This is a genomic window from Micromonospora sp. U56 (assembly GCF_018070095.1).
Classification (GTDB): domain Bacteria; phylum Actinomycetota; class Actinomycetes; order Mycobacteriales; family Micromonosporaceae; genus Micromonospora; species Micromonospora purpureochromogenes.
On sequence record NZ_JAGPYL010000221.1, the window covers coordinates 1 to 3,806 of the forward strand.

The 3,806-nt window shown below is 75.2% G+C and carries 6 protein-coding genes; 3 read left to right on the plus strand and 3 right to left on the minus strand.

Features of this window, described 5'->3' with window-relative positions:
* Together KBX37_RS33440 and KBX37_RS33445 are read right to left on the minus strand one after the other, a co-directional pair.
* Positions 1-571 (minus strand): hypothetical protein (locus tag KBX37_RS33440; protein WP_210779818.1); only part of this gene is annotated, 571 nt, incomplete at its 3' end.
* The gene (locus KBX37_RS33445) at positions 568-987 is read right to left on the minus strand and encodes a YbaB/EbfC family nucleoid-associated protein (RefSeq protein ID WP_210779819.1); all 420 of its coding nucleotides are present in this window, start codon (positions 985-987) and stop codon (positions 568-570) included. The genes KBX37_RS33445 and KBX37_RS33440, both read right to left, overlap by 4 nt.
* 124 nt (positions 988-1,111) lie before the next feature.
* On the opposite strand from KBX37_RS33445, the gene KBX37_RS33450 reads away from it, so the two are divergent.
* Genes KBX37_RS33450 through KBX37_RS33460 form a run of 3 tightly spaced genes read left to right on the plus strand, consistent with a single transcriptional unit; the run spans position 1,112 to position 3,421 of the window.
* Complete coding sequence (locus KBX37_RS33450; protein ID WP_210779820.1) at positions 1,112-1,420, plus strand: hypothetical protein; 309 nt, start codon at positions 1,112-1,114, stop codon at positions 1,418-1,420.
* The gene (locus tag KBX37_RS33455) at positions 1,417-2,481 is read left to right on the plus strand and encodes a WXG100 family type VII secretion target (protein ID WP_210779821.1); all 1,065 of its coding nucleotides are present in this window, start codon (positions 1,417-1,419) and stop codon (positions 2,479-2,481) included. The genes KBX37_RS33450 and KBX37_RS33455 overlap by 4 nt, the downstream gene beginning before the upstream one ends.
* A gap of 22 nt (positions 2,482-2,503) precedes the next feature.
* Positions 2,504-3,421 carry a hypothetical protein gene (locus KBX37_RS33460; protein ID WP_210779822.1) on the plus strand — a complete coding sequence of 306 codons (918 nt, stop codon included), beginning with the start codon at positions 2,504-2,506 and terminating at the stop codon, positions 3,419-3,421.
* A gap of 55 nt (positions 3,422-3,476) precedes the next feature.
* Here KBX37_RS33460 and KBX37_RS33465 read toward each other — a convergent pair.
* A partial coding sequence (locus tag KBX37_RS33465) for an aldo/keto reductase (RefSeq protein ID WP_210779823.1) occupies positions 3,477-3,806 on the minus strand: 330 nt, incomplete at its 5' end.

Consider the following 3,806-nt stretch of genomic DNA (forward strand, 5'->3'; position numbering starts at 1 on the left):
GGCGCGAGCCGCCGCCGTCCGCGACCGTGTCTGCGGGGGAGGCGACGTCGGCGGCCGTCGCGTCGGCCCCGGCGCCACCCTCGAGCGGTGCGGGAACGCCGGCGCCGGCCTCAACCGGCACGGCGACGCCGACGCCCGCTGGCACGCCGACGCCGACGCCGGCCGGTGCGGGCGCGCCGACACCGGACCCGGCTTTGTCGGTCACCTCGACGCGGGTTGCCGGCGGCGGTTCCGCCCCGCCGTCGAGCGGGAGCGCCCGACAGGAGAGCGCGGCCGGGTCGGCGGTCAGCGCGACGGCGGCGGTCCGGGCGGCGAAGCCGCTCCACCAGTGCAGGCCCTCGGCGGTACGCGGGGTGGCGTACCACCAGTCGCCGTCGTCGCCGGGCCGCCAGCCCAGCTCGGCCAGCCGCTGCCCCTCGTACCCGGGGCAGTGGCCCTCGACGGTGTCGCGGCGCACGGACAGCCGGATCCGGCGCGATCCGGCGCTGAGTTCCAGGTCGGTGTCCCGGTCGCAGGCGACGAGCGTGCGGTGCAGCCGGGCCACGATCTCCGGCCAGCCGGTCGCGGTCACGCCGGCGGCCTCGGCAGCCGGGCGTCCAGGGCGCCGAGTCGGGCGACGGCCTCCTCCAGGCGGCCCAACGCCGCGAAGTCGCCCGGCTTGCCGAACAGCTCGGTCAGGCCCGCCCCGAGCGTCGCGTCGAGACCCTCGGTGCGCTCGTCGAGCTGGGCGGTCGCCGCCGCCCGGGCCCGCCGGTACGCCTCCAGCACCATCCTCGCCAGGTCGGCGCTGCCGGAGCGCAGCGCCGCCGGCTCGAAGGTCAGGTCGGTGAGCCCTCCGGTGGCGTCCACGGTGGCCGACACCAGGCCGGTGTCGTCGGTGGCGGTGCCGTCGACGTCGTCGAGGCCGGCGTGCAGCCCGGCGAAGCGGCGTTCGATGTCGGCGAGCCGGCCGGCGAGCGCGTCCAGACCGGACAGCGGATCAGTCATGCGGGCTTCCTCCCCCTTGGTTCCTCCTCGGGCCGGGGTGGCGGCCGGAGGCCGGGGAATCGTATCTTCGACCCGCGTCGGATGCGGGGGAGGAACGGCGATGGCAGCTGACATCGAAGTGGACGTGACGGCCGTGAGACGGCTGGAGGCGGCCGCCACCGGAGTGGCCAACGCGCTGGGCGCGCTGGAGAGCCGGGTGGTGGCCGCGGGTGACCTGCCCGACGGCGCCTTCGGTCACCTGCCGTTCGCCAGCGACATGCTGCGCGCCAGGTACGCCGAGCAGGTCGCCGACGGCACGACGCTGTTCCGGGCCGGTCAGGACGCGTTCACCCGCGTCGGGGCGGCGCTGGGGTCCACCGCCGAGTCGTACGAGCGCAACGAGCAGGACATCGACTCCGGCTTCCGGGCGATGCGCGAGGGGATGGGCCGGTGAGCGGACCCGCCGGTAGCGCCGTACAGCTCTGGAACGGCATCGACAACGCGCTGTCCGGTGTGGAGGACGTGGTCGACAGCGTCTGCCGCACCCTGGCCTGGCCGCTCATCCAGCTGGTCGACATGGTCGACGGCGAGCCGGAGGCGCTGCGCGCCCGGGCCGGTGACTGGGACGCCCTCGCCGCCCAGGTGCGCGAGCTGGCGCTGAGCCACCGCGGCGTGCGCGAGGCCGAACAGCCCGGCTGGCGGTCGCCGGCGGGAGAGGCGTACGGCAAGCGCCTCGCCGAGGTCGAGCAGCAGCTGCTGGACGTGGCCGGGCAGTTCACCGCCACCGCCGAGTACCTGCGCGGGGTCGCCGAGGCCCTGCAGATCGTGCACGAGGTACTGGTCGACCTCTGCGTCGAGTTCGTCAACTGGATGCTGATCACCCTGGTGACCGCCCTGCTCATGGCGCCGTTCACCGCCGGGGCCTCCTGGGCGGCCGGCCTGGCGGTCACCGTGACGCGCGGCATGATCGTGCTCACCCGGTCGCTGAAGATCATCCGTCCGCTCGCCACCCACCTGCAGAAGGTCATCCGGCTGCTCCAGCGGGTCATGCTCTACCTGCGCAAGCTGCGCAACCACCTGGACAAGCTGGTGGACAAGCAGAAGGCCCTGCGGATGGGGCAGAAGGCGATCGACAAGCGGCGCGCCGCCGGCAAGGCCGACAAGTGGTTCCACAAGATCACCGACCCGGCGCAGGGCACCTTCAAGCTCGGCAAGTCCGGGTCGCCGTTCGACATGGGGATGCTGGAGCGGGCCGGCGCCCTGCGCGCGCACGGCTTGGCCGACGGCGGCCGGATGATCGCCCAGAACTGGGCCACCAACCTGCCCTGGAACGTGCCGAACTCGGTCGTGCACGGGGTGGTGTGGGGCGGCACCGCCCTGGTCAGTGGCCTGTCGGTGCCCGGCTCCGACCTGGTCAAGGACGAGATCGGCGACGTGGTGCAGGGCGGCGCCGACTGGATCGACCAGAATGTCTTCGGGCAGCCACCCGCCGAGCAGCAGCCGGCGGGCCGGTGACCGGCGACGGAGGAGGTACGGCGTGACGGGTGCGTGGGGACGGCTCGGGCGGCTCGGCGACGCGGTGCGCGACGGCGCGCGGGTGGCCCGCGACCGGGCCCGCGCGCTGCGGGACGAGTTCCGCACCTCCGACGAGCCGGAGCGGGTCCTGGTCGCCCCCCTGGTGACCGGGCAGGAGTTGCGCTACGTCGGCCTGGCTCCGGTGCGGGCGCACGAGACGCACCGCACCGGCAGCCAGTTCGTCGACCACGTCGGCACCGAGGTCGGCGAGGCGCTCGATCCTCGGGCGCTGTTCGGGCTGCTGAACATCGTCAACCCGGTGGCCTGGGTGGAGGCGGTGCTGACCCCGGTCCGGATCGTGGCCGGGGTGCTGCTGCTGCCCGGCAAGGCGGCCGCGCTCGCGGCGGGGCTGCCCGAGGCGGCCGGTCGGGAGGTGGCCGTCGCGCCCACCCCGGCGGTCCCGCAACCCCGGCCGGTGCTGCCGCTCACCGCTGAGCAGGAGGCGTTCCGGGCGCTGTTCCGGCTCAGCCACCACCGCCCGCTCGCCGACCAGCTCGCCGAGATCGCCTACCGCCGCCGGTACGTCTTCAGCGGCGACCTGGCCACCCTCGCCGGCAGCCTGCTGCTGTTCCTGGAGCGCTACACCGGCACCCCGCTCGCGGTCACCGACACCCACCTGCACCTGCTGCGGATGGGGCGCCGCCCGGACGAGGGCCGGCCGGACCGGCGCGAGCCGCGGCTGCTGTGGAGCGTGGAGCGGCGGCGGATCACCCGGATCGACTGCGACCACGGGTCGGCGCGGCTGATGCAGTTCCCGGCGACGCTGCACTTCGACGACGGCTCGTGGATCCGGATCGTCAACCCGGCCACCCGCGACGACCAGGCCCGCTTCCTGGCCGCCGTACGGGAGATTCCCGGCGATCGGCCCACCCTCGACTGAGCCGCCCGCCGGCGCGCACCGGCCGGCCCGCCCGCCGTCGCCCCGGACCGCCGCCTCAGCCGTCGCGTTCCGGGTAGCCCACCGGCACCGCCGAGACGTCGTCCAGCGCCGTGGTGATCTCCGCCGGCAGGGTCATCCGCTCCACCTGGAGCGCGCCGAGGAGCTGCCCCACCGTACGGGCGCCCAGGATCGGCGCGGTGACGCCCGGCCGGTCCCGGATCCAGGCCAGCGCCACCTCCGTCGGCGACACGCCCAGCCCGCCGGCGGCGGTGGCCACCGCCTCCACGATGCTGGAGCAGCGCGGCTCCAGATAGGTGGCGACGAACCGTTCGAAGTGCGGCGAGGCGGCGCGCGAGTCGGCCGGCCGGCCGTGCCGGTACTTGCC